Source organism: Parasutterella secunda (assembly GCF_023336895.1).
GTDB classification, from domain to species: Bacteria; Pseudomonadota; Gammaproteobacteria; order Burkholderiales; family Burkholderiaceae_F; genus Aphodousia; species Aphodousia faecalis.
In genome coordinates, this window is record NZ_JAMBLT010000003.1 from 49076 (window position 1) to 71964 (window position 22889).

Below are 22889 nucleotides of genomic sequence, written 5' to 3' on the forward strand. Positions count from 1 at the left end.
CATTTTTCTGTCCGTTATTTCCCTACCGCAAACGTACAGAATTTGACTTCACTTTTTAAATTCTATTTGGACAACACTGTACAAGCTCATCATTTGTTAGTGAAATCATTTAAAATTAGCCGATTCTGAGATGTGTGACCCCGTGGTGAAACAGGATATCACGATAGCCTCCTAAGCTGTAATTCTGGGTTCGAGTCCCGGCGGGGCCACCATTGTCGACATTAGAAAAATTTAAAGCACATCTCCATGCGCCTGAGATTAAGTTGTCTGAGGCGATCTCGGTTTTGGTATACGGATTATTTTTCAATGGCTACTAGCAAACGTTCTGATTACGGCGAATCCAGTATTAAGGTCTTAAAAGGGTTGGAACCGGTTAAACAACGCCCCGGCATGTATACCCTTACGGACAATCCTTTGCACATCATTCAAGAAGTCATCGATAACTCAAGTGACGAAGTGTTGGCAGGGGGAGCTTCGCGCATTGAAGTGACGCTTCACACTGACGGCTCCGTCACGGTAACCGATGATGGCCGTGGTATTCCGGTTGGATTGCATAAAGAAGAGGGAGTGCCGGCGGTTCAGCTTGTGTTCACTCAACTTCACGCAGGCGGCAAATTTGAAAAAGAATCAGGCGGAGCCTATTCCTTTGCCGGCGGCTTGCACGGCGTTGGTGTTTCCGTGACCAATGCCTTATCGACAAGATTGGAAGTGACCGTTTGGCGCGAAGGCAAAGAACACCGTATTGTGTTTGCCGATGGCAACGTTATCGAACCGTTGACTAGCCAAAAAAGTCCTCGTCCGAAATCGGCTACCGGCACGCAAGTTCATGTGTGGCCTGATCCAAAATATTTTGACAGCCCCAATATCCCTGTGGAGCAACTCACACGCTTATTGCGCTCTAAAGCCGTGCTCATGCCCGGCTGCGAAGTAGTCTTTAATAACGAGAAAAACGGCACCACACAGACCTGGAAGTTTGAAGGCGGACTTCGTGAGTATTTGCTCTCTGAGATGACGGCTGAACCCTTGATCGCTCCTTTTGAATCGAGCGGCTATGCGACCGATGAGTCCATGGGCTTTGCCGTTGGCGAAGGCGCAAGCTGGGTGGTGGCCTGGCAAGAAGAAGGGGTGCCGGTTCGTGAAAGTTACGTCAACCTCATTCCGACCCCCGCGGGCGGCACGCATGAATCCGGTTTGCGTGAAGGTCTTTACCTTGCAATGAAGGCTTTCATTGAGGCGCATGGACTGATGCAAAAGAACGTGAAGCTTTTAACCGAAGACGTTTTTGCCCGTGCGAGCGCCATTTTAAGTGCCAAGGTACTCGATCCTCAATTCCAAGGCCAAACGAAAGAGCGTTTGAATAACCGTGATGCGCTGCGTTTGGTGAGTAATTTTGTGCGTGCTCAATTTGAGTTCTGGCTCAATGGTCACGTGGAAGAGGGCAAAAAATTAGCCGAACTCGTAATTAAGCAAGCTCAAGCCCGACAAAATTCAGCTAAAAAGGTCACAAAACGCAAAGGCTCAAGCGTGGCCGTTTTGCCCGGTAAGCTCACTGATTGCGAAAGTGAAGATATCAGTAAAAATGAACTTTTCTTAGTCGAAGGTGACTCCGCCGGTGGTTCTGCTAAAAAAGGCCGCAACAAAGACTTTCAAGCGATTTTGCCGCTACGAGGCAAGGTTTTAAATACTTGGGAAGTGGATCGTGACCGTATTTTTGCCAATAATGAAATTCACGATATTTCGGTGGCAATCGGCGTCGACCCGCATGGCCCTGATGAAGAGCCTGATTTGTCCGAACTTCGTTACGGCAAGATCTGCATTATGGCCGATGCCGATGTGGACGGCTCTCACATTCAAGTGTTGCTTTTGACGCTCTTTTTCCGTCACTTCCCGGCGTTGATCAAAAAAGGTCACATTTTTGTGGCCAGACCGCCGCTATTCCGTATGGATGTGCCGAAAACGGGAAGAAAGCCCGCCAGAACCATTTACTGTCTGGACGAAAGAGAACTTGCCGTTGAGCGTAAAAAACTCGAAAAAGAGAAAGTCAACATGGAAAAAGTGTCCGTGTCACGCTTTAAAGGTTTGGGGGAAATGAGCGATAAACAGCTCTGGGAAACGACCTTAAATCCCGAAACCCGCCGATTAATGCCGGTGACGTTTGGAGACATGACATTGTCGGAAAGCCGGGAAATGTTTGATATGTTGATGGGCCGTTCGGAAGCCGCGATGCGCCGAGCATGGATGGAAAACAACGGTGATCAGGTTGAAGTGGATATTTAAGGAGATCGGACGTGAGCAATAAGCATACCGATGATTTGTTTTCGGCTGATCTTTTCGGCGAAGAAAACGTTGAGCAAAACGAAGAACAAAAAGCGCAGGAGTCAGTCACAGAGGAACCCGCCGAAGACGTTGTTGTGACTGAGGAAAAGGACGAGGGTGTGAGCGGCGAAGAATTGTCTTCGGAAAAATCTTCAGTTGAATCTCTTCAAGCAGAAAAAGCCGAGGATCTCGAAGACAAAGAGCAAGAAAACGAGCCCGAGGAAACGCCAGTACCCCTTGAAGCGCGCCCGGTGCTCTCAGGTGACGATGGTGAGCAGTTGACGCTTGCCCACTTTGCAAGCCACGCCTATCTCGAGTACGCCATGTCGGTGGTGAAGGGTCGTGCGTTGCCTGCCATCGGTGACGGTCAAAAGCCCGTGCAGCGCCGCATTCTTTATGCCATGCATGAGATGGGGTTGGGGCGTGCGGAAGCCAAAACGGTAAAGAGCGCCCGTGTGGTGGGTGATGTGTTAGGTAAATTCCACCCGCACGGCGATACCGCCGCTTATGACGCCATGGTTCGCATGGCGCAGGACTTTAATATGCGCTATCCCTTGGTGTTGGGCCAGGGTAATTTCGGCAGCCGAGATGGAGACGGCGCGGCGGCTATGCGTTACACCGAAGCTCGTCTGACCAAGATTTCCCGTCTGCTTCTCGACGAAATTGACGAGGGCACGGTGGACTTTATGCCCAACTACGATGGTGCCTTCCAAGAGCCGCAAATGCTGCCTGCGCGCTTGCCTTTTGTGCTTTTGAATGGATCAAGCGGTATTGCCGTCGGTATGGCCACGGAAATTCCGCCGCACAATATCAAGGAAGTGGCCGCAGCCTGCCTGATGCTTTTGGATAAGCCCGAGGCAACGCTCGATGATGTCATGACGGTATTGCCCGCACCGGACTTTCCGATGGGCGGACAAATTATCAGCAAAAAGGACGATATTCGAGATGCGTACCGGACCGGACGCGGCACACTGAAGGTTCGCGCACGTTACACGTTTGAAGAAATGCAACGCGGTCACTGGCGTTTAATTGTGACGGAGTTGCCGCCCAATACATCGGCTCAACGTGTGTTAAATGAAGTGGGCGAAATCACCAATCCGAAGGTCAGGCCCGGTAAAAAGACTTTGTCTGCCGAACAGCAGCAGGCTAAAGCCGCCATGTTGGCGCTTTTGGATACTGTTCGTGATGAAAGTGACAAGGAAACCCCCACGCGACTTGTGTTTGAACCGAAAACCAAGAACGTGGACCGCGATGAGTTTGTGAACGCCCTTTTGGCTCAGACAAGTCTTGAGAGCAACGTTTCCATCAATCTTGTCATGGTGGGCTCAGACGGTAAGCCGCGTCAGAAGGCTCTTATCGACATTCTTAACGAATGGTTGGCTTTCCGCGTGCAAACGGTCCGTCGGCGCACGCAGTTTAGACTCACGAAGACCGTTGAACGCATCCATATTTTAGAAGGCCGTCATTTGGTGTACCTGAATTTGGATGAAGTGATTGCAATTATTCGTGAAGCCGATGATCCCAAAGAAGCCTTGATGGCGCGTTTCCCGTTAAGCGAAATCCAAGTCGAAGACATTTTGGAAATTCGCCTGCGCCAATTGGCTCGGTTGGTGGGTATCAAAATTGAAGCCGAATTGGCAGAACTCAATAAGACTAAGAGTTCACTTGAAAGACTGCTTGGTTCCGAAAAACTCATGAATAACCTCATTGCCAAGGAAATCGCTCAGGATGCCGCTGAATATGGCGATAAGCGTCGTACCTTGGTCGAAGAGGCCGCTCGTGCGGAAATGGGCCAGTCGGTGTTGGATGAACCCGTGACAGTGGTCATCAGTCAAAAGGGCTTTGTCCGCTCGCGCACCGGTCATGGCCATGACGCGACGGTGATGACTTATAAGATGGGTGACGCTTTTGGAGTGGCGTTCGAGTGCCGCACAACCGATCAAATGGTGGCGGTGGCTGACAACGGCCGCGTTTACACCATAGCGGTTTCAGATTTGCCGAGCGCTCGAGGTGACGGTCTGCCGGTTAACAGTTTCATTGATCTTGAAAAAGGAACAAACATCATCGGTTACTGCGTGGCTAAACCTGACGATCGTGTGGTGATGGCTACCAGTGAAGGGATGGGCTTTATTTGTCAGTTTAAAGACCTCTTTGCTCGAGTTCGTGCCGGTAAGAACTTCATCAAGGCACCCGAAAAAGGCGTGAAGATCCTGCCGCCTCAGGTGGTTGCCAACGGTCAAACACTCCTGGCTTGCTTGTCTGAAGAAGGCCGACTGCTCATTTATGACATGAATGAAGTAAGAACGCTTCCGGGCGGCGGCAAGGGCGTTGTTCTCATGGATCTTAATCTGACAGAAACGCTTCTTTTGGCTAAACCCATTGATGCCGAGGGTGTGCTCGTCACCGGAATCGGCCGCGGGGGCAAGGAAAGAGAATACGCTGTGAAAAAGGCCGTGCTTGAGTACCACATGGGTCACCGAGCCAGAAAGGGTAAACAGTTGGATATCCGCTGGAAAGCCACGGATTTGAAACCTTTACCAAAGAAAGAAGCTCAGACTGAGGATAGTCAGGATACTCCGCAAGAGCCATCCGAAACACTCTTTTAACGAAACTATCAGGGGGCTCCGGCCCCCTGAATTGTCTCTAGAACAGGTAACTGCCGTTAATTCCGATTTCGTACTTTGGTTTGACTACCTTTGAAGCAAACGCTAAAGCCTGTGCGCCGATGGCGAACTGTCGGTCTATTTGCCATTGACCGGAAAGTTTCAGATACCCCCAGGACTCCTGCAGATTCTCCGTCTTGAAGGTTTCAGCATTGCCATTTTCTTGTCCTTCAAGGGTCATGGATTGACCAAAGCGGTGAACCCAAGCAGCTTGGGCGTAAAGCGAAAGGGGAGCGCTGCCCGTTATCCGGTGGCCGGCCGTGACACCAATCTTCGTGATGGATTGATGCTCCTTTTCTGTTTGAAAAGAGACGCCTTCAAATGTGTTGGTGGGATCTCTTTTTATCCAATAGGTGTAGCCGCTTACAAACGGTTCAAAAAACCATTCACTGGAGAGTTCCGGATGAACGAATCCGAAATAAAGTCCAACGCCATAGGTTTGAGTATCCTCTTTAAAGTGGGAGCGTTTTCGGATTAGATCCGTGCCAAAAACACCGTCGGACGTGATCGAATGGTCCCCAACCCCATAATGCCCCAGAAGGATTAATCGGTAATTGTCCTCTGTAATACCGTGAAGATAAAAACCGAAAGCGGTTTCATTAATTTCTCCACTTGCCGCCTCTAAATCGGAATCGGTTTGGTTGTGTGAGAGCCAAAGACCGGCGATTCCATCGTTCATAACCGGCAGTTTGACATTTCGGTCATAGCCAAGGGTTAAGGCCTTTGTGTCAATGCGATGAGAGCGAGAGCGGTGGTCAAGATTAAGTTCGGTCTCCTGAATTCTGACATCTGTCCAGAGACCTCGATTTTGGCTTTGTGAGAGACGATCGCTGACGGCGGAGAAAACCCGATCGGCGTTTTGCTCATGGGTAACGGTTGCGCCTGAGGTGAAATCCAGAATATTTTTTACGAGGCCGGATGCGCCAATGCGGTCTGTCACCATGGAGGTGATCACAAAACCGTCACGACCGTCTGTGCCGATCGCTCCTTGAGTTTTAAAGGAGCCGAGCGCCGTTTCGTAATAAGAGGGCAGAGCTTCGGCAAAAAACTTACTGTGACTGTCGTCAACATTTTCAACCGAAATCAGGCCTACATTGATTTCATCGGTCGTTTTATCGGTTCGTGAATCAATGATTTCGACGAAAACGCGAGAGCCGTCAGAAGTAATAGGGGAGACTTCGCCTAACGCGAGTTTATAGTGATTGGAGGCAATGTCGGAATCTCGGATATTCACACGCAAAATAGCACCGTCCTCAATCTGAGTGGTTGAGGTGCAGTCGCTATTGAGGTTATGGTTATTGATCCGAACAGTGTCTTGCGCATGGGTTAAGTCGAGGATGCCGTCTTTTTTCCAGTCAAACCGGTTAAGAGCGTTATCACCATGCGTGATCCATTTAGCCGATGAAGAAAGCACAATATGAGACTGAGCACTTTCGTAAGCGGAGTTGACGATGCGTCCTTCAAAAAGGTCGCTCGCATGAGATAGGTGAAGGTAAAGTTTTGAGTTTTGGTTTAGTCGTACATCGCCTTTGATGACAGAGTTTCCTGAACTTTCAAAATGAAATTGACTGCCATAAAGTCTTAACGCATAGACTTTTTCATTTTGATCGAGATCTTGGGCGGATAATCGCAACGTTCCTTTGTAGTTCACGGTCGACTCTGACACTTGCAGGGCATTGGCGATCGCATCATCAGCCAGTCCCTGAGTTTGCAGTTTGATGTCAATGACTTCAGGCAATTGCTCATTTGTTAGAACACTATCGTTAATAGCCCAAGTCACGGCATTTTCCAGCGTTTGTGTTGTCGAGGAAGCGTTTAGGGAGAGGTTTAAATGGTGGAAATTTGGGGCAATAAAGCCGTCAATAAAATTACTTTCCATGCCAACGGCTGATTGAACATTTTGAGCTTTAAGCTCAATGGACAATGAATTCCCCGAATTGAGTTTGCCGCCGCTTTGGCGAAAAAAGACAGTTTCTATCCATTCATCGTCCTGGGCAGGACTCATTTCGGAAGGGCTTTCATATTCAAGCCAGACGATTCCATCGGTTGCAAGGGTTGCATCGCCTTCAATGTCTTTATAGACAAAAACGCCGTCGTAGTCGGTGAAGTCGTGGATTGTCAGTTGTTTGGAAGAAAGATTGAGGTGCGTGTGAGCAAGACTCGCCGGTAGGTGAGCATTGAGAAGAGCCAGCACGCTAAAAGAGAGGAGGTGGTTTTGGATAGTAGCCACTTCTTATCCTTTCATTTAGTGGGAGGTTATACAAAGGGCATTGATTCTATCGGGGGCAGTCGGTAAAAATTGATGAGAAAAATCAAAATTATTTTCTTATCGTTATGCTATGAACTGCCTGTAAACTAGGCGTTCGGCGCTAAAATAATGCAAAAATTTTTATCTGCCTTGCCATGAAAAAACACCGTCACGACACCGATCCCTGTCCCAATCTCTTTTTCTCCGAAGAGGAAGGCTTTCGTTACCTGCATTTTGGTTCGCCTTGGATTCAGGGCGCCATGAAAGTCGGCCGACCTTTTGAATTAGTGTTGGAATACCCGAGACAAATGATGGCCTGCGGGCTTTTCTACCCAGAACCAGGTCAGATTGTTCAATTGGGCTTGGGGGCAGCGTCGCTCACCAAATTTTGTTGGAAATACACGAAGGCTCGGATTGATGTGGCGGAGATTTCACCCAATGTCGTGATGAGTGCTCAGCAATGGTTTAAATGTCCGATGCCCGATGATCGGCTCGACATTCATTTGGCCGATGCCAAAGAATTCATCGCGGCCCGTAAGGACTTTAATCCTTGTGACTGGCTGCAGGTGGATATTTATGACGAACAAGCGCGTGGACCGGTTTACGATGACGTGGACTTTTACCGTTTGTGTCGCCGTGCGATGAATAAAAAAGGATCGGTTGCCAGTTTTAATCTTTTCGGCAGTCGTTTTGATAAAAGTTATCAAGCCATTAACGAAGCTTTCGCCGGCCGTACACTCGTTATGCCGGAAATTGATGAGGGCAATCGTGTGGTATTGGCTTTTGCTGGTGACAAGCTTGAGACCACCGTTGATGAACTCTACGAGCGCGCCCAAATGCTTCGAGCTCGATGGAAGCTTGGATGCATTCGTTGGGTTAATGGGCTCAAAGCGCTTAATCCTACGTTCAAAGAACCTGTAATTTCTTTATAATCAAACATTTCAACACTTTTATTTCTTCAAGGGAAATATGGACGCTGAGCGTATAAACCAAATTGAGGCCAAGATCTCTGACCTCACAGCTCGATTGGTTGAGCTGAGGGGGTATCTTTGACATCGACCGACAGGAACGCCGGTTAGAAGAAGTCAATCGCGAAATGGAAAATCCTGCGCTTTGGGACAATCCGGAAAACGCGCAAAAAGTCAGTAAAGAAAAGAAACGTCTCGATGACACGGTGGGCGCTTTCAAAACGCTTACAGCCGGTGTCAATGACGCGGCCGAACTCTTCGAGTTATCCATGGCCGAAGAAGATTATCCAACCGTTGAAGCGGTGGGCGGAGACGTTTTCGAGTTAGAAAAATCTGTTGAAAAATTGGAATTCCAGCGGATGTTTAATCAGCCGATGGATTCTGCCAACTGCTATTTGGAAATTCAGGCGGGCGCCGGCGGCACCGAAGCTCAAGATTGGGCGAGCATGCTCGAGCGCATGTACCTGCACTACGGTGAGCGAAAAGGCTTTACGGTTGAATTGCAGGAAGAAACCGAAGGTGAAGTGGCCGGTATCAAGGGCTGCACGATTTATATTCAGGGTGATTACGCTTACGGGATGCTTCGCACGGAAACGGGCGTGCACCGTTTGGTGAGAAAAAGCCCCTTCGATGCCAATGCTCGTCGTCATACCTCTTTTGCGAGCGTCTACGTTTATCCTGAAATCGACGATAGTTTTGAAGTGGAAATCAATCCGGCCGATTTGCGCGTGGACGTTTTCCGCGCCTCCGGCGCCGGCGGTCAGCATATTCAAAAGACCGAATCGGCTGTTCGCATCACGCATATCCCGACAGGCATTGTGACGGTGTGTCAAAATGACCGAAGCCAACACCGCAACAAAGAGCAGGCCATGAGTCAATTGAAGGCAAAGCTCTATGAAGCGGAAATGCGCAAGCGTCGTGAGGTGCAGCAGCAGACCGAAGATGCCAAGAGCGATATCGCCTGGGGACACCAGATTCGCTCTTATGTGCTCGATCAGTCACGAGTGAAGGATTTAAGAACTAATGTGGAAACCGGCAACACGCAGGCTGTGTTGGACGGCGATCTTGATCAATTTATTGAGGCTAGCCTCAAGCAAGGCGTCTAAGCTAGGCGCGAAAGTAAAAAGGACAAAAAAATGGCAGAAAACAAGGTTCAGGAAGCCGCTGTTGCGGCCGAAGATGAAAACCATATCATCGCAGAGCGCCGCGCTAAGGTCGCCAAGTGGCGTGAAACGGGGCACGCTTATCCCAATGACTTTGTCAGAAAGGATTTGTTCGGTGATATCCGTGCGGCTTACGGCGAAAAGAGCGCCGAGGAACTCGAAGCCGAAGCCCATCAAGTGGCGGTTTCCGGCCGTATGATGCTCAAGCGTGTGATGGGTAAGGCCGCTTTCGCCACGGTTCGTGATTGCACGGGCACGATGCAGTACTTCCTTTCGCCCTCTGAAGTAGGCCAAGAAGCCTATGACGAATTCAAGACCATGGATATCGGTGATATCGTGGCTGCTGAAGGCACGGTCTTTAAGACTAAGCGCGGTGAACTCTCTGTTCGAGTCCATAAGGTTCGTTTGATGAGCAAAGCCGTTCGTCCGCTAGCTGAAAAGTTCCGTGGTTTGTCTGACCAGGAAATTTGCTACCGTCAGCGCTATCTTGATCTCATCATGAATGAAGATAGCCGCGCTCGCTTTATCAAGCGTAGCAAGATCATTGCCTGCATCCGCAACTATATGTTGGCTAACCGCTTCATGGAAGTGGAAACGCCGATGTTGCACCCGATTCCGGGCGGCGCCAATGCCAAGCCTTTCATCACGCACCACAACGCGCTCGATATGGACATGTACTTGCGTATTGCGCCGGAACTTTATTTGAAGCGTCTCGTGGTCGGCGGCTTTGAACGCGTCTTTGAATTAAACCGCAACTTCCGCAACGAAGGTTTGTCCATTCGTCACAATCCTGAATTCACGATGATGGAATTCTATGCGACGTATTGGACGTACAAGGATCAGATGGATTTCACGGAATCGATCTTGCGTCATGTCGCTCAGGAAGTTAATGGTTCGACGATGGTTCACTATCAAGGCCACGATATTGATTTGGGCAAGCCCTTTGATCGCTTGACCCCGCGTCAGGCAATTCAAAAGTATGCTCCCCAATACACCGATGACAAGATTGACGATGAAGCATTCCTGCGCAGTGAATTGAAGCGTTTGGGCGAACCGCAACCCGATTACGTGGGCCGCGGAGCCCTGGAAATGGCTTTGTTTGAAGCCGTGGCTGAATCCAAGCTCATCGATCCGACCTTTATCGTTGACTACCCGGTCGAAATTTCGCCCTTGGCTCGTGCATCGGATACCAATCCTGAACTCACGGAACGCTTTGAGCTTTATATCGCTGGTCGTGAAACCGCTAACGGCTTCTCTGAATTGAATGACCCGGAAGACCAAGCCGCCCGCTTTAAGGCTCAGGCCGATGCTAAGGCTCACGGCGATGATGAAGCCATGTATTACGACGCCGACTACATCCGCGCGTTGGAATTCGGTCTTCCCCCGACTGGCGGCTGCGGTATCGGTATTGACCGCTTTGTGATGCTTTTGACGGATGCTGCCAGTATCCGTGACGTGTTGCTCTTCCCGCATATGCGTCCTGAAGCCTAAGAGTGAGCAAAAATAGGAGGCTTGAAAATGAGTGAAGTCACAGCCCAATCGGTTTATGCGACCTATGAGGTATTGAAGGCGAGGGTAACGCAGCCTGTTCCGTCGGACTATGTGCGTTTCCGTGCCGGTAAGGAAATTATCGGTTGCGTGAAAAAAACGCTTGCGATGAAGCTTGCCGGAGCAACAAGTGACTTTCGTTTGATGGATAGCCTCTATTTGACCGATGAAAATTGCTCATCGGTTACGGCACGCACGGCGGCCATGCAAAAAGCGGCCAGAATTTTGGCTGAATTGGGTGAGCTGCCTGAAGATGTCGGTGAACTCGTCGATGTTCGCGCAACGGTTTACGACGGCGTGTTTTGCCAAGCGCCTCGCCTTCTTTGCAGAAAGTTGGGGTTGATGACAACGTCTATCCGCCTTACGGCCTACGATAAAGAGGGTCGTACGGTATTGGCTCGCCGCCGTCCGGGCAAAGTGATCGGCGGTGGCCTTTGGGACAGTTTGGCTGCGGGCCTCGTTAAGGCAAGCGAAGAACCCGAACATGCGCTTTACCGTGAGCTTTTTGAGGAAGCGGGATTAAGCGCCGATGATCTCACGGTTGTTGAATCGGCCCGCTTTGTGCAGGAAATGCCGGTACCGGAAGGTTACTTAAGAGAAGTGGTTCGAAATTACGAGGGCCGTCTTAAAGAAGGTGTGAGATTCGAAAACCGTGACGGAGAAGTGTCGGAATTTGCCGCTTTTGACTGTCAGGAAGCCCTGCGTATGGCTGAACAAGAAAAGGTGATGTACGCAGCAGGTATCGGTATTGCGGAGACCACCATGACGCACATGGGGCAGCGTATCGAAGAAAAATGGCTGCACTATAAAGGTCAAGTCATCATCTGATTGAAGGATTAGCCAAAAAAATCGCTCAAGGAGTTGCATTCCGAGAGCGATTTTTTTGTATCTAAAGAAAAGGGGCAGCGAACTGCCCCTTAATCAACCGTAGTTTGGTTATGAACTAGACGATGATCATAGCCAAGATGATGACGCCGATAAAGCACGGAACGATCGTGCGTTTGGCGACTTCAATCGGGTTAGCCATAGCGATACCGGCCACAACCATCATGGCACCGGCGATCGGAGAAGACGTACGACCCAAGGTGCCGGACAAGAAGGCCAAGGAACCCAAATGCGGGATATCCATGCCGAAAGAGGCGGCATGCGGCGTAACGGCTTCGTTGAAGGCGAACGTGGCGGCGTCACCGGAACCGGTAATCGTGCCCAAGAACCACGGACCCAAGGAACCACCCCAACGGGCGATGTCATTGGATTCACGCAACAAGGCAATGAACGTGTCGATCAAACCGGCAGCGCGCAAACCGGCTGCGAACACACCGGCGGCGATGATGATACCCAAGATGTTGCCGTAGCCCTTACCCAAGCCGTTAAAGAACGTCTTGGAGAAATCTTGCGGATTGGCGCGGGTGATGAGCAAGCAGAAGATGGCGCCCAAGACCATGGCCTGAGCCACGCCCATCTTGATTTGCGGAACAACCGTGTTACCCAAGACCAAAATGACGATCGGGAGCAACGGAACCAAAGCGAAAATGACGTTCGGGCGAACGATTTCTTCTTGCTTGTGTTCAATGTTCACTTGGATGTTGTCAGTAGCTTCGCCTTTATCTTTGAAGATAATAGCCATCACAAAGATACCGACAATACCGACAACCCAGAGCACGAGGCTATACGGGGTGTGTAACGCGATCAAATCCATGATTTCCATATTGGAGATCTTGGCAATGTAGGCGTTGTGGGCAGAACCCGGAGAGAACACACCACCGGCCGTTCCCATCATCACAGAGGCGGCAGCCATGGCGGGACGGATACCGGCGCGAAGCATCACAGGGATTAACGTGGAACCCACGGCGGCGGCGCAACCGGAAGCCGACGGAATGGCGATGTTAATAACCATCGTCACGAATGTGCAGATCGGAACCAAGAAAATGCCCAATCCACGAATCGGCTTGGAGAGCAAGTGCACCAAGTGTTGGTCGCAACGAGTGTAGGACGACACATAGGCAAAGCCCATCGAGGCGCAAATAGCCATGATCAAACCGCCGTTGGTCATGGATTTTGCGAACGCATTGAAAGCGGTCATCGGCTGCAAGGATACGCAGCAAAGAATCAAGCCGGCTGTAAAGAGGACCAAGCGCGTTTCATAACGCTTGATCAGGGCGGCGATTGTCAAAATCACGACAATAACCGCAACCCAGTTCAATAAAGTCATTGTTTATCTCCTGAGGATTGTTTTTATCCGCGCGCAATTTTATAGAAAGCTCACATTACTTGCCCTCAGGCTTTCCCTGAGAATTTCCGTTGCTTTGATTTGCGTTATGAAATGTTATCTATCTGAACAAATCTCAAAAAAGTAATTCTTCTGTGACATCAGAATGAATAAACAGGCTTGAAGAGCAGAAAAATTCATAGTTTTGAGAAATCGTTGTCATCGAACGCTCACAGAGCCTTCCTATACTGGGGGCAATTCATCAAACCACTCACTACAGTGAGATTTTTCTAAAGGGACTTAACGATGAAATCCAAAAAGATTGTTGCCTCTGTGGCTTGCGCTCTGGCAGGTATGTGTGCCATGAACGCACAAGCCATCGAAATCTACCCGGTTGATCACGCGCGTTTTATGACAAACGCGCGTTTTGATTTTAAGGTTGAACTAGATGACGTGACAGCCCGCGATAAAGTCACCGTTGAAATCAATGGCAAGAACTTCAATCAAACGCTTTCCGGAAAAGAAGTTTGGATGGAAAAAGAGGAGGGGGTTGAAGCCTCAGCTTTGATTGTGCGTGGCGTGGAAATTAAAAATCCTGGTCAGTATACCGTGACAGTTAAGACTCCCAACAGCTCCAAAACTGTGAATTGGGATGTGTACACAACAGGCGACAAGCCTAAGGCTAAAAATGTGATTTTGCTGTTGGCCGATGGTTTGTCCGTGGGCCATCGCACGGCTGCCCGCATCCTTTCTAAAGGGGTGACAAACGGTATGTATAACGCTCCGCTAGCCATGGACAATATGCCGCATATGGCCCTACTTGGCACGAGCTCGGTTGACACAATCGCCGCCGATAGTGCGAATACGGCTTCCGCTTACATGACAGGCCACAAGTCAAGCGTCAACGCTTTGGGTGTTTATGCCGACCGCACCAAGGCAAGTCAAGACGATCCGAAACAAGAAACAATCGCCGAATTGATTCGCCGCAAGACGAAGATGGCCGTCGGTGTTGTGAGCGACGCTGAAATTGAAGACGCAACGCCCGCCTCTGTTGTTGCTCATACCCGCAAACGTTCCGATAAGGCTGATATTGTCGGTATGTTCTATAACGTTAAACCTGAAGTGATCTTGGGTGGCGGCTCGGCCTATTTCCTGCCTAAATCGACGGCGGGTTCCAAGCGCAAAGATGATATCAACTATATTGAAAAATTCACGCAGGCAGGCTACACACTTGTTACTGACCGTACAGCCTTGGTTGAAAAAGCTGGAGCCAGCGATAAGCTCCTCGGCCTTTTCCATACCGGCAATATGGACGGTTGGGTGGATCGTCATCAATGGAAGGGTAACACGGTGAAGAAGTTCCCCAATCAACCGGATTTGACCGATTCCTTCCACGCCGCGGTTAAAGTGCTCGAAAAGAACAAGGACGGTTTCTTCCTCATGCTCGAAGCTGGTCTCGTTGACAAATATTCACATCCCTTGGATTGGGCTCGCTCTGTCGGTGACACAATCGCTTTCGACAAGGTCGTTGAAGCCGCTCAAAAGTATTGCGATGAGCATCCCGACACCCTTTTGATCGTCACCGGTGACCATACCCACTCCATTTCCGTGGCTGGTACGGTTGATGACAATAAGCCCGGCAATGATTGGCGCGAAAAGGTTGGCGTCTACGCCAATGCTGGTTATCCCAACTACGAGGATAAGGATAAGGACGGTTTCCCGGATGACTTCAATCCTAGTAAGCGTTTAGCCGTCTTCTTCGGCGCTCATCCCGATTACTATGAAACGTACCGCTCTTTCCCGGATGCAACCTTTAACCCGGCCGTTCAAAACGAAAAGGGACAGTATGTGGCTGACGCACGATACAAGGACGTTCCCAGCGCTCACTTTGTTGAAGGCAACCTGCCGCGCAGCGAAAGCCAAGGTGTTCACACGGTTGATGATTTGGTTGTTACCGCCCGAGGTCCTAACGCCGATCAAATCCGTGGTTTCATGAATTCAACGGAAATTTTCCGTGTGATGGCCGAGGCACTTGCATTGGGCCGTTAATGATCCCAAGGTTGTGATTGAAAAAGTGCGCCGGCGGTTTCGGGGGAAATCGGCGGCGTCTTTTCAATAAAGGAGTATTCATGAAACGACGCTGTTTTCTGACGGCATGTCTGTTTGCGCTAACTTCTATGCCGACATTGGCTTTAGCCGACGCGACCGCTTCAATCGGATTTGAGGAGATGTACGAGGGTAATCCGATTTTGGGCCTGCAATTTAGCTCGAAATTGAAATCTTTGGCGAACAAAACGGTGTCTGTTCAAGGTTTTATGGCTCCGCCGTTAAAACCCGAGGCGGATTTTTTAGTCATGACGCGTGAACCGGTGAGCCTCTGCCCGTTCTGTAACAGTGACCAAGATTGGCCCGACAACATCATTGTGGTGTATTTAAGTGCCAAGCAAGAATTTGTCCAACCAAATCGACCGATTGTGGTGATCGGTAAGTTGGAACTGGGATCCAAAACCGATCAGGAAACGGGATTCGTGAGTTTGGTTCGATTGGTGGACGCGACCTTTGAGGTTATGAAATGAGCAACGTAAGGCCTTTTGATCTCCGAGTTAAAGGGCTTAAGTATCACGTAAAAGACGGCGTATCGATCAGAACGATTTTAGATATTGAGCATTTGGAAATCGCCAGCGGTGAAGTTTTGGGCATAAGGGGCACTTCCGGCAGCGGTAAATCGACATTTTTAAAACTCATCAGCGGCATTGTGACGCCTCAACAGGGGACTGTTTCTTGGGGTAATGAGTTGCTGAGTCACTGTTCAGAAGCCCGTCGCGATGACTGGAGAGGCAGAAATTGCGGATTTCTTTTTCAGGATTTTCGCCTGTTCGGTGGTTTAAGTGCCTTGGATAACGCGCTGTTGCCGCTTACTTTCAGAGGAAAAATAACGGGAGCCGACCGTGATAGGGCCGAAAAACTTTTGCGTCAGTATGGAGTGCCCGCTGAAACGCAAGCCTCTCTTCTTTCCCGGGGTGAAATGCAGCGCACGGCATTGGTTCGTGTTTTAATCAGTTCGCCCAAAGTAATATTGGCCGATGAGCCCACAGCGAGTTTGGACTACAGCAATGCTTTTCGTGTGATGGAGGCATTGATTAACGCCGCCTTTGATTTAAAAGCAACGTTACTCGTTGTAACGCATGACTCACAGATGCTTAAGCGTTTTAATCGAGTGTTGACCATTGAAAACGGAACCATTCGGGGGCCCGGACTATGAGAGTATTGCTCTTTTTGAAAAACGAGTGCCGTCAGTCCTTCAAAATCCTGTGTTCACTCGCTTTTATATTGGCCTTGGCGTTAGCCATCGCAACGGCCATCGGTCAAACAGAACGGATGATTAAATCATCAAGTGCGAAAGCAGCCGAACAGTTTGATATCTTGGTGGGAGCTAAAGGAAGCAGGACCTCCTTGCTACTGTCAACGGTCTATTTAAGGGATGAAATGGTGTCCTTGACGCCGGCTTCTGCACTGACGCTGCTAAACGGTTATAAGGGTGTGAAGTGGAGTGCGCCTTTGGCTTTCGGTGACCGTGTGGACGATAGCCCTTTGGTGGGAACGACTCGCTCTTTTATCACTTTGGGAGAAAGCCGACAACTTAAGCAAGGGCGTGTATTTGCGACGCGGCATGAAGCTGTGGCGGGGGTGCATAGCGGTTTGGAAATCGGTCAGACGGTTTTCCCTCACCATGGGCGAATTGCCGGTGTTGGTCACAAACACGATAGCGGTTTTAAAGTAGTTGGCCTTTTACCGGAAACGGGGACCCCTTGGGATCGGGCGGTTTTAGTGCCGATTGAAGCCATCTGGGCAATGCATGAAAAGTATGGCGGTCTTCAAGAGCCAAAACTTGAGTCCTGGCTCACTCAGGGACAATTCGAAAAACTTCCGGGTTTTTCAGCCATTGCTGTCAAGCCGGTTTCGATTTCGGATGCCTATAAAATCCGACAGCTTTTATCGTCAGCCTCCGCTCAAGATGCACGGGGTCAGTCCGTTAATTTAATGGCGATATTCACCGGAGAGGTGTTAGTAGAACTTTATGCCACGCTGGATTCCGCGATGGTAGCTTTTGAGTGGTTTGCCGCCAGTTCGGTCATGATCTCCCTTCTGGCGGTCCTCATCACCGGTTTTATTCTCGGTGAGTTAAGAAAACCTCAATTTTTGCAATTAAGAACAATGGGGGCGCCCAGAAGCTATGTCATGCAGGTTGTTTGGCTTTTGATTATGTCCGTGGTGGCTTCTGGTGTCATCATCGGCATGGTAGGTGGTTATGGGTTGGCTCAGATCGCAGCTATTGTGATCGGGCAAGACACCGGAATCGCCATGACGCCGTCTGTCGGCTTGGATGAAGTAAAAGTGGGAATGCTGACGTTGGGATTAGGGGCGGTTTTCGCACTTTTCCCGGCTATCAAAATCGGGCGTTCACAATTGAGGTGATTTGTCACTTCAAATTCATTGAATTGATACGGCTAAGTCATTCTGGCTTTGCACAATAAGGTTGCCATCCAAGGCAACCTTGTTACTTTAAAGAGCAGAGGACATTATGAACACCTTGTCTCGTCGAAATTTTCTTCACGGCAGCGCATTGATTGGCGTTTCCGTTGCGGCTGCTGCTATGACGCCTATGGCTGCGGTTGCAGCCGGCCCCAAAAACTGTCGTAGTGTCAAAGAAGTGTTTTCCATGTCAGATGTAGACATGGCAAAAAATAGCGAAGTGGTTCAGTCAGCGTATGACACGATTGTGAGTGTAGCAAAAAAGATTAACAATTCTTCTTTGCGTTCTTCTATTTTGAGTATTCTTGAGAACCCGGCGCCGAGTATTGCAGAAGGTAATGAAGCAGGCATTTTGTCTTCTTTGAAAAAAGAAAAATTAATTGCCTCCGACGCCAAAGCCATTTTCCCTCGCATTCAAAATAAAAAACAGTCACCTCAGCCTTTTTGGAGCGCTCCGGGTTCTGGTTATGGTTCCCATCATGCCTATCCGGGAGGATTAGCCACTCATACTGCTTTAAATGTGGTCTCCGCTCAGGCACTTTATGAAAATTATCGCCATATCAACAATCTCGATTTGGACTGGGACGATGCAGTTGGCGGCGAAATTTTGCATGATCTGCACAAACCTTGGGTCTTCCAATGGGAAAAAAATCATGCTTGTCGGGTTGAACAAACATTGGCAGGCACCGGTGAACATCACGTACTGAGCGTGGCTGAGTCCATCAAGCGCGGTATTAAACCAAGCCTGGTCGTGGCCCAAGCTTGCGCTCATGAGCATCCTTCTTCTAAACAAGGCGAAGCTTTGGTGGTTGGCTGGCTTAAGGCCGCAAGTATTATCGCAGGAGTGGATCCTGTAAAGAGCGGATTGCTGGCTGCCGATCAGAAGACTCTTCCGCTGCCGCGCCGCATGGAAGGCTATGTGGTGCACTTGGCCGATCACGATTGGGTCATTTCTTCATCTGCTTGCCAATGGTCTGTTCAAGCGCTCAAAGACTTGGCTAAAGAGCAGTACGGGATCACGGATGAAACACAGTTCAATGCTTTTAGAAACTACGTTTTGGCGAATTTGACAGCCATGCGCTTGTATGGAATTTTGAGTTCTCAAGGTCGCAAGGCTTTTGCAGCTGATGTTGCTCGAGTTATTAAGCTCTAATTACTCGAAATCAAAGCCCGGAATATGAAAAATCCGGGCTTCATTGTCAAAAATCTTCTTTTTTCCAATCAAATTTCTCGATTGTTTTCTTTTTGTTTTTAAACGTTCTGGTCTTAAAGCGAGTATCAGTACAAAGAACACGAGCAATCGGATTTCTGGGTTTAGGCGTGATGCCTTTGATTAACATTTTTTTCTTTTTTCTCATAATGACTAGTGGTTCAAAATTTTTATTAAAAACAAAATAACCCATCATTCATCATTTTATGAAGTATGGGAAAATCATGAAAACCTTGTCTTACGTGTATCGTTAACTGAAGCACTGAACTGTATTTTTTCAGTACTGTAACGAAATTAAGGATAGGAAAATGCCGATTGCCCAGACGCTAACGGAAAATTCTTCAGTGCCTGTGAAAATTTGGACCCGCGACATTGATCTGAAGTCCATCGATCAATTGAAAAATGTTACCAGGCTTCCCTTTGTTTTCCATCATGTGGCTGCGATGCCTGACGTACACGCCGGGATGGGAGCGACAATTGGCAGCGTTATTGCGACAAAAGGAGCGGTGATTCCAGCCGCTGTGGGCGTTGACATTGGTTGTGGGATGTTGGCTGTGCGCACGAATCTCACGAAACATACGTTCAATGAACGTAAGCTTCAGCATTTGATGCAAGAAATTCTCTCCAGAGTCCCTGTCGGTTTTGCGCAGCGGTCAAAAGAAAACACTCGATGGAAATCTTGTGAGCCTTTTGAAGAACCTCTAAAAGAAATCTTGGCCCATGAACCCACGATGCTTGATCCGATGGTTAAATCAGAGTGGCATGCGCAGCTTGGAACATTGGGTGGTGGCAACCATTTTATTGAACTGACGGTAGACAATGAAGACCGTTTGTGGATTATGCTGCACACGGGCTCGCGCGGCATCGGCAATATCATGGCATCGTTTTTTATCGCGCGTGCAAAGACATTGGCTAAAGAAAACGGAGAAGAGCTTCCGGATATCTATTTAGCTTCTTTAAAAGAGGGCACGGAGGATTTCGATTTGTATATGAAAGCGGCGCATTGGGCCCAGGACTATGCGATGGCTAATCGCCAGATCATTCTTGAAGATGTTCTAGAGGCTTTGCGTGTGTTAAAACCTAGTACAGAACTAGAGGGTGAAATTGTCAATTGCCACCATAACTATGTTGCAAAAGAAGAACATTTTGGCGAGACGATTTGGGTGACACGAAAAGGCGCGATTCGTGCAGGGCTTGGCGAAAAAGGAATTATTCCTGGCAGCATGGGCGCTCGCAGTTATATTGTGGAAGGCCTGGGTAACGAAGAGTCATTTTGTAGCTCTTCGCACGGTGCCGGCCGTAAGATGAGTCGAACTGAAGCTAAAAAACGATTTTCGGTTAATGATTTGAAAGCCCAGACAAAAGGTGTGGTGTGTCGAAAAGATGCCGGCGTTTTGGATGAGATTCCGAAAGCGTACAAATCGATTGATGCCGTCATGGCGAACCAATCAGATTTAACGAAAACGCTCCATGAGCTCAAACAAATACTCTGTATTAAAGGCTAGAAACAACAAGGGGAAGCTAACGGCTTCCCCAACACTTGAGTTTATGGTATCTCCAACGAGATTTGAACTCGTATTTTGACCTTGAGAGGGTCACGTCCTAACCGTTAGACGATGGAGATAACGGCACTACTTCTCTTGACGAGAGGCCTCCATTCTACGACTTTTTAGAGAAAAAAACTTAGCTTCAAGACACGAACTGACAAAAAATTAATGATAGATTCGTTGGATGCGACAAGCTCATATTCTTTTATATAACTGAAAAAGAATGTGTTAGTTGAATCCAATCGGACGCTTATGATGATGCCCCTCTTTTGTTTCGCATTCTTTCTCAAGTCCCTTCAGTAACGCCTCAGGCGTTCTAAGGGGATTAAACCGAGACTGGTGCATAAGCGTTGCAAAATCACCGGGCGTCAAAGAACGCAAATTGTCCACCGCTTCTAAAATACGGTCGTCAATAAAGCTGTCTGGGCAAATCTTTTCACAGTACCGTTTAAAAAGAATTTTGGATTTCTTTGCATCCAGATAATCAAACTTCACCTTTAAATCAAAGCGACGCAAGCAGGCGTCATCCATGGCATCCAAGGCATTGGTGGTTGCCACAAAAATGCCTTCAAAGTTTTCAATTTGCGTGAGCATTTCATTGACTTGAGTGATTTCCCAGCTATAGTTTGCTCCGGAGCGTTTTTGCAAAAAACTGTCAGCTTCGTCCATGACCAGAATGGCATTTTCTGTTTTAGCTTCTTCAAACGCAGCGGCAATTTTCTTCTCGGTCATACCCACAAAACAATCCAAAAGATCGCTGCAGCGCTTCACGATCACTCGCTTGCCAAGAACACGTCCGAGGTAGTGTGCCCAAGCCGTTTTCCCAGTACCGGGAACGCCGTAAAGGCAAAGACGGGCACTGAGTGACTCCGAAATCCCCTGAGCCACTTGTGCTAAGTCATAGTCCGCTGTACTCAGTGCGGGATCATACAGCTCCTCGTCATCCGGTCGGCTACTCAATTGCACGGGGCGAATACCCATGGAGATAAGACTGGCATTTAAGTGTGTGAAGAAATGCTTTTGCATTTCCTCTTTTGAAGTCGAGATAGTCGAGATTACCTTGGCCGTGCGGTCAATCACGGCCGGAGCAATGTCGTTTCTTTGAGCAATGCAATGAATTCCAGCAGGTAACAGGAAGGCGCCTGCTTTGTTTTCAATGATTTTTTGACGTTGCTTTTCAGGTGGCACCGGGACTTCAAGGCAAAAATCAAAACGGCGAATATAGGCCGGATCCATCGCCTGGATGGAATTGGTAATCCAGATAACGGGCGTTTGATTGTTTTCCAAGACTTTATTGGTCAAGCCCTTATTTTGTTTTTCATTACCTTTGGCCGATAGGGTGGCCAAGAAGGGGGTGGCTCCGAAGTTTTTAAATAAATCCTGCGCCTCGTCAAAAACCAAAATCGCCGAGGGGTTGTTTTTGAGTTGAGAAAGATTGAACATTAAGCAACTCATGCGGTCGTTAACGGCGTCTCCCTCCTCATCAACGACAGGCACTTCAAAAAGGTCAGCACCAATGTCTTGAGCGATGGCCCGACTCAGTTCACTTTTTCCGGTTCCCGGCGGACCGTAAAGAAGGATATTGATTCCGCTTTTTTGAGTCTCTCGAGCCTTGCGCAAATATTGCACTAAAAGCGGCAGATTGGGCGAGAGGTACGAAAAGTCTTCGAGCGTGAGTTGACTTTCTTTTCCCTTGACCAGTGACATCGCCAGCAGATCATGCAATTTTTGATGAGGGTAGACCAGTTTAGCGGCCAAATCCGGATCAAGGATGAGGTAGTACTCAAAATCTCGGGGATCCTCATCGATGCGAACCAGACGATTTTGCATGAGAGCGCCGCTCTTAGATAAGGCTTTATAGAGTGTTTCGTAACCGCAATCGCAGATGGTAGATAAAAAGTCGCTGATGAGTTCTCGATAGGTAATAAGGTCAGCTTTCTTGTTTTTTAAGATATTGAATAGATCGAGACAGTTGAATTGATTGAGTTTAATGACCGCAAGAAAAATCAAAATACTTTTTTCGGCCTCATTTAAGCCAAACGTTTTTGCCAAAAGCTCGACATTGGCTTTTAGATTGTCAGGGACAAGGGGAGGGTTTTCTTCAAACGCTTGGTATTTTTTCATTAAAAGCGAATAAATCTTGGCCTGATTGTCCGCTACTTTTTTCGTCTTTTTGATTTCATCCGGTGTTAATTGTTCAAGTTCAGGCAACCCCAGGATTTTGCTCCACTTCACTTGTTCAAAGTTGTATTCAACTTTATCGTTGTAGCCGCAGGTGACATTTTTCCAAAGGTCACGATACAGAAGAATAGACAGGAAAAAGAACTGGTAGAGACGAAACACGGTTTCGTCAAACGTTTGATGGCTGGCGTTGAGATTGCACTTAAACATATTCTTCCTCTTTTTCTTGAAAGGAAGTGTATGGACTTAAACATCATTTAATGATGTATACAAAAAGGTTTGCTGCAAAAAAAGCCGCCCGAA

15 protein-coding genes and 2 tRNA genes are annotated in these 22889 nt (G+C 48.5%); 13 read left to right on the top strand and 4 right to left on the bottom strand.

Annotated features, from left to right (window positions below):
• The first annotated feature begins 136 nt into the window (after positions 1-136).
• The 3 genes from M3080_RS04260 to parC all read left to right on the top strand — a co-directional run bounded on the left by M3080_RS04260 (position 137) and on the right by parC (position 4922).
• A tRNA-Arg gene (locus tag M3080_RS04260) sits at positions 137-212 on the top strand.
• Positions 213-306: 94 nt separating this feature from the next.
• On the top strand, positions 307-2277 hold the full coding sequence (locus M3080_RS04265; RefSeq protein ID WP_249092040.1) for a DNA topoisomerase IV subunit B: 1971 nt from the start codon (positions 307-309) through the stop codon (positions 2275-2277).
• Positions 2278-2567: 290 nt separating this feature from the next.
• Positions 2568-4922: a DNA topoisomerase IV subunit A gene (gene parC, locus M3080_RS04270; protein ID WP_249092186.1), complete on the top strand. Its 2355-nt coding sequence runs from the start codon at positions 2568-2570 to the stop codon at positions 4920-4922.
• A 37-nt stretch (positions 4923-4959) separates the two neighbouring features.
• Here the strand turns inward: parC and M3080_RS09360 are convergent, their stop codons facing one another.
• The gene (locus M3080_RS09360) at positions 4960-7209 is read right to left on the bottom strand and encodes an autotransporter outer membrane beta-barrel domain-containing protein (RefSeq protein ID WP_249092041.1); all 2250 of its coding nucleotides are present in this window, start codon (positions 7207-7209) and stop codon (positions 4960-4962) included.
• A 173-nt stretch (positions 7210-7382) separates the two neighbouring features.
• Between M3080_RS09360 and M3080_RS04280 the strand changes: the two genes are divergently transcribed.
• From M3080_RS04280 to M3080_RS04295, 4 genes are all read left to right on the top strand, one after another.
• Positions 7383-8159, top strand: coding sequence for a class I SAM-dependent methyltransferase (locus tag M3080_RS04280; RefSeq protein WP_249092042.1), 777 nt, complete (start codon positions 7383-7385; stop codon positions 8157-8159).
• A gap of 37 nt (positions 8160-8196) precedes the next feature.
• Positions 8197-9301 (top strand): peptide chain release factor 2 gene (gene prfB / locus M3080_RS04285; protein WP_249092043.1). Its coding sequence is split into 2 segments (ribosomal slippage): positions 8197-8277 and positions 8279-9301, totalling 1104 coding nucleotides; the frame shifts between segments, so codons are not numbered across the junction.
• Between the two features lie 30 nt (positions 9302-9331).
• Positions 9332-10849, top strand: coding sequence for a lysine--tRNA ligase (lysS, locus tag M3080_RS04290; protein ID WP_022473099.1), 1518 nt, complete (start codon positions 9332-9334; stop codon positions 10847-10849).
• Positions 10850-10876: 27 nt separating this feature from the next.
• Positions 10877-11734: an NUDIX domain-containing protein gene (locus M3080_RS04295; protein ID WP_022473098.1), complete on the top strand. Its 858-nt coding sequence runs from the start codon at positions 10877-10879 to the stop codon at positions 11732-11734.
• 115 nt (positions 11735-11849) lie between these two features.
• Here the strand turns inward: M3080_RS04295 and dcuC are convergent, their stop codons facing one another.
• A complete protein-coding gene (gene dcuC, locus M3080_RS04300; protein WP_249092044.1) occupies positions 11850-13118 on the bottom strand; it encodes a C4-dicarboxylate transporter DcuC in 1269 nt (422 codons plus the stop codon).
• A 303-nt stretch (positions 13119-13421) separates the two neighbouring features.
• Here dcuC and M3080_RS04305 point away from each other — a divergent pair, with 303 nt between their 5' ends.
• From M3080_RS04305 to M3080_RS04330, 6 genes are all read left to right on the top strand, one after another.
• On the top strand, positions 13422-15164 hold the full coding sequence (locus M3080_RS04305) for an alkaline phosphatase (RefSeq protein WP_249092045.1): 1743 nt from the start codon (positions 13422-13424) through the stop codon (positions 15162-15164).
• Between the two features lie 80 nt (positions 15165-15244).
• Positions 15245-15691, top strand: coding sequence for a hypothetical protein (locus M3080_RS04310; protein WP_249092046.1), 447 nt, complete (start codon positions 15245-15247; stop codon positions 15689-15691).
• The gene (locus M3080_RS04315) at positions 15688-16377 is read left to right on the top strand and encodes an ABC transporter ATP-binding protein (RefSeq protein WP_249092047.1); all 690 of its coding nucleotides are present in this window, start codon (positions 15688-15690) and stop codon (positions 16375-16377) included. Before M3080_RS04310 ends, M3080_RS04315 begins: the two co-directional genes overlap by 4 nt.
• Positions 16374-17591 (top strand): ABC transporter permease family protein, encoded by a 1218-nt coding sequence (locus M3080_RS04320; RefSeq protein ID WP_249092048.1) that lies wholly within the window; start codon positions 16374-16376, stop codon positions 17589-17591. Before M3080_RS04315 ends, M3080_RS04320 begins: the two co-directional genes overlap by 4 nt.
• Before the next feature lie 106 nt (positions 17592-17697).
• The gene (locus M3080_RS04325) at positions 17698-18801 is read left to right on the top strand and encodes a metal-dependent phosphohydrolase (protein WP_249092049.1); all 1104 of its coding nucleotides are present in this window, start codon (positions 17698-17700) and stop codon (positions 18799-18801) included.
• Between the two features lie 365 nt (positions 18802-19166).
• Positions 19167-20363, top strand: a complete 1197-nt coding sequence (locus tag M3080_RS04330; protein WP_249092050.1) for an RtcB family protein — start codon at positions 19167-19169, stop codon at positions 20361-20363.
• 44 nt (positions 20364-20407) lie between these two features.
• Here the strand turns inward: M3080_RS04330 and M3080_RS04335 are convergent.
• Positions 20408-20482, bottom strand: a tRNA-Glu gene (locus M3080_RS04335).
• A 151-nt stretch (positions 20483-20633) separates the two neighbouring features.
• The gene (locus M3080_RS04340) at positions 20634-22796 is read right to left on the bottom strand and encodes an AAA family ATPase (RefSeq protein WP_249092051.1); all 2163 of its coding nucleotides are present in this window, start codon (positions 22794-22796) and stop codon (positions 20634-20636) included.
• Between the last annotated feature and the right edge of the window lie 93 nt (positions 22797-22889).

Bases quoted from the DNA above. Each gene is read 5' to 3' on its own strand.
- M3080_RS04265 (WP_249092040.1), top strand. From the start codon at position 307: ATGGCTACTAGCAAACGTTCTGATTACGGCGAATCCAGTATTAAGGTC.
- M3080_RS04280 (WP_249092042.1), top strand. From the start codon at position 7,383: ATGAAAAAACACCGTCACGACACCGATCCCTGTCCCAATCTCTTTTTC.
- lysS (WP_022473099.1), top strand. From the start codon at position 9,332: ATGGCAGAAAACAAGGTTCAGGAAGCCGCTGTTGCGGCCGAAGATGAA.
- M3080_RS04295 (WP_022473098.1), top strand. From the start codon at position 10,877: ATGAGTGAAGTCACAGCCCAATCGGTTTATGCGACCTATGAGGTATTG.
- dcuC (WP_249092044.1), bottom strand. From the start codon at position 13,118: ATGACTTTATTGAACTGGGTTGCGGTTATTGTCGTGATTTTGACAATC.
- M3080_RS04305 (WP_249092045.1), top strand. From the start codon at position 13,422: ATGAAATCCAAAAAGATTGTTGCCTCTGTGGCTTGCGCTCTGGCAGGT.
- M3080_RS04310 (WP_249092046.1), top strand. From the start codon at position 15,245: ATGAAACGACGCTGTTTTCTGACGGCATGTCTGTTTGCGCTAACTTCT.
- M3080_RS04315 (WP_249092047.1), top strand. From the start codon at position 15,688: ATGAGCAACGTAAGGCCTTTTGATCTCCGAGTTAAAGGGCTTAAGTAT.
- M3080_RS04320 (WP_249092048.1), top strand. From the start codon at position 16,374: ATGAGAGTATTGCTCTTTTTGAAAAACGAGTGCCGTCAGTCCTTCAAA.
- M3080_RS04325 (WP_249092049.1), top strand. From the start codon at position 17,698: ATGAACACCTTGTCTCGTCGAAATTTTCTTCACGGCAGCGCATTGATT.
- M3080_RS04330 (WP_249092050.1), top strand. From the start codon at position 19,167: ATGCCGATTGCCCAGACGCTAACGGAAAATTCTTCAGTGCCTGTGAAA.
- M3080_RS04340 (WP_249092051.1), bottom strand. From the start codon at position 22,796: ATGTTTAAGTGCAATCTCAACGCCAGCCATCAAACGTTTGACGAAACC.